The organism is Arcicella sp. GW458-12-2-14-TSB2, from assembly GCF_059423785.1.
On the sequence record NZ_JBWKYN010000303.1, the window covers coordinates 1 to 3224 of the forward strand.

The 3224-nt window shown below is 36.0% G+C and carries 2 protein-coding genes; both read right to left on the minus strand.

Translation table 11 applies throughout. The annotated features are described in order from the left end of the window. Positions 1–147: 147 nt before the first annotated feature. Positions 148–933, minus strand: coding sequence for a hypothetical protein (locus tag AC07XN_RS23885; RefSeq protein ID WP_494744872.1), 786 nt, complete (start codon positions 931–933; stop codon positions 148–150). 179 nt (positions 934–1112) lie between these two features. Then, the gene (locus AC07XN_RS23890) at positions 1113–2096 is read right to left on the minus strand and encodes a pyruvate dehydrogenase complex E1 component subunit beta (RefSeq protein WP_323253348.1); all 984 of its coding nucleotides are present in this window, start codon (positions 2094–2096) and stop codon (positions 1113–1115) included. Between the last annotated feature and the right edge of the window lie 1128 nt (positions 2097–3224).

Here is a 3224-nt window from a genome sequence, read left to right on the forward strand (position 1 = left end):
ACGTAACAGATTTTACGTAAATTTCCTATCTCTAGCGAGGGACTTAAGTCCCTCGCTAGAGATAGGAAATCAATAGAACTTATGTCACCCCCTAAAAGGAAGAATGTTTAAAAGCCTATTGCTAAAAAGAATAGTCCCTAAACCCTATTAATAACCAATAGTAAATTTGCACAACGTTGTACCATAGCTGGCTATTACTGAGATAGTGCTAACTCGTTGCTGATCATCTAATGTATATGTGATTTTATCAGTGAATCCACTAGTTACCAACACCTTAGGAAGCATTTTAGAAACAAATATCGAATGAATGACAGCATCACTGTATGACAAGTGTAAAAACTGTGTGTTTTCAGTAAATTTGTACAAAGGATTTTCGATGGTAGTAAAGTCGCTCAAGGTGTAAGAATATTCAATATTACTTTTGCCGTTATATTTAGTCAACCGTCCGTTAGTATCATAATCAAATTTTTCGGACAACGACGAGTTTATGCTTGTGGTTGTATAATCAAAATTTGTCAACTGTCCATTACTATTATATATCCACTTCTGGTTACTTCCTAATGTTATTTCAGTTCCATTGGTATTATATACATAATCATACGTTTGACTTCCGTCGGCATAATTGGCACCTTTATAGCTATACTTTTCGGTTTTGATTTGGGTTTTATCATTTCTGGTAAATTCATAGGTCCTTACAAAATCCTTATTAGTAGAAGTATTTAAGGTGGTAATTGTATAAGAACTCAAAAGATTGCCTTTCCAAGTGTAAGCATAATACGTAGGGTTTTTACTACCAAGTAACTCAACTTTTACTGTTTTCGGTAGCGACGAGCTTGTTGCTTGTGGTTCAATCTCATCTGATTTTTTTGAAGAGCATCCTCCTAAAACTAAAATAGTAAACAATAGTGTGATTTTTTTGTAGTGTGGTAACATGATGGTAGATATGGGTGGTTAAAATTGATTGTGTAGTAAAAAATCTTGAGTAAGTAGCACGAGTTTTCAACTCGTGTGTTATTTTACGAGTTGGAAACTCGTGCTACTGCTTTAGGCTACTAACAAAAAAGCCTTCTGAACTACTCCAAAAGGCTTTTCTGTAGGTATATCAGAAACGATTATTTCTTATAAGTAACAGATTTAACCGCTTCAATAGTACGAGCAACACTTGGAAGAATAGCTTCTAACAATGTTGGTGCATACGGAAGTGGTAAGTCTAACGAGTTCACACGGATAACTGGAGCATCCATGAAATCAAATGCCCAACGCTGAACGTTATAAGCGATTTCTGATGATAATGCTGCAATTGGGTTAGCTTCTTCAACTACCACACAACGGTTTGTTTTCTTAACTGAATTAATGACAGTTTCGTAATCTATCGGTCTAACAGTTCTTAAATCGATAACCTCCGCATTGATGCCCATTTTAGTTAATTCAGCTACCGCTGGCATTACTACTCTAGAAAGCATTTTACCGAAAGTAACAATCGTTACGTCAGTACCTTCTTTTACAATATTTGCTTTACCGATTGGTGTAAGGTATTCGCCATCTGGCACAAGGCCTTTGTCGCCATACATCAATTCAGACTCCATGAAAATAACAGGGTCGTTATCACGGATTGAAGATTTCAATAAGCCTTTTGCATCAGCAGGGTTTGAAGGAACTACAACTTTTAAACCAGGAGTGTTGGCAAACCAGTTTTCAAAGTTTGAAGAGTGTTGCGATGATAACTGTCCAGCGTTTCCAGTAGGGCCACGAAAAACGATTGGGCAAGAGTATTGTCCACCCGACATTGACATCATTTTGGAAGCCGAGTTGATTACTTGGTCGATGGCTACCAACGAGAAGTTAAAAGTCATAAACTCAACTATTGGACGCAACCCATTAGCGGCCGCACCAACAGCGATACCTGCAAAACCTAATTCTGCGATAGGTGTGTCAATCACACGGTCTGGACCAAATTCATCCAACATTCCCTGTGATACTTTATAAGCACCATTGTATTCGGCTACTTCTTCGCCCATCAAAAACACCGACTGGTCTCTACGCATTTCTTCGTTTAATGCTTCACGAAGTGCCTCTCTGAATTGTATTTCTCTCATTGGTTATTTTTATCGTTGTGAGGTTGAGAATCGTTGAAACGATTCTGTCTTCAAAATCTGCGTAAAATTAGATAACAAACCTCAGACTGCCAACGGCGAAATGCCTAAATTATGACTTAAATTGTTTGAAATGATTTTTTTATCGTTTTAGTCCTATATAGGAGTGATGAGTTTAGAGTTTATGAGTTTATGAGTTTAGAGTTTATGAGTTTAGAGTTTGTGAGTTTATGAGTTTATGAGTTTATGAGTTTAGAGTTTATGAGTTTAAAGTTTATGAGTTTAGAGTTTGTGAGTTTTTCTTTGTCCTTGCCTAAAATAGGTGGGTTGAGTTTTATGAAAGCCTTGGGGATATATAGGATGTTACTAAGCCACGCTTGCGTTATTGCATAATTGTCATGCCTTTTGGATAAGAATGTGAGGCTGTAGTTGGATTTTGAGGTAATATGTTGTATTTTTAAAGTGAGCAATTTTTGTATATCATAACCTGCAACTGCCGGGGTTGCCAGTATTGGCACAGGATACAAAAGATTGCTTTTTTTATCGCTATACATATCCATCTTTCCTAAATTCACTAGCTTTTTCAATCGTGAAAGGGTTCTTGACACGATGATAATAATTTGACTTGTAATTTGTAAAATCGTACAAATCGATAATCAAGTTAAATTTATCGCACAATGCTTTGAAATACCGAGCTTCTCCCGACAGAATATAGCGTTGTAATACCCAAAGCAAATAATCTATCAGGCTTAATTCAGGCGTTTTATTACTTGGAGCAGTGATACACGAAAATTTTATCGCTAATTTGTTTTTTCTAAGAACATTATCTCTCGCAATTGCCTTTTCAATAGCTTCTTTAAGCTTAGCAGAACTGCTGCCAGACCTCCCTGCTAATATAATTTGGTAGAAAAAACTATACTAGTTTTTTTTCTTTTTAGCATAGAAAGAGGCGTCGCCACTTTCATCTATAAAAATGTATTTCTTCGGTAATTTATTCATGGTAGATTAATAGGGTGTCAACTAAATAATGCTCGAAAAAAAGTAGATTAAGATGTAAAAAATATGGGATAGCCCTAAAAGAAAATAACTCAGACGAAAATCGTCTGAGCTATTTGATTAATAGTTCTACAC

What these genes read in the sequence shown, in the direction of transcription:
- AC07XN_RS23885 (WP_494744872.1), bottom strand. Translation starts at nt 933, where the DNA reads ATGTTACCACACTACAAAAAAATCACACTATTGTTTACTATTTTAGTT.
- AC07XN_RS23890 (WP_323253348.1), bottom strand. Translation starts at nt 2,096, where the DNA reads ATGAGAGAAATACAATTCAGAGAGGCACTTCGTGAAGCATTAAACGAA.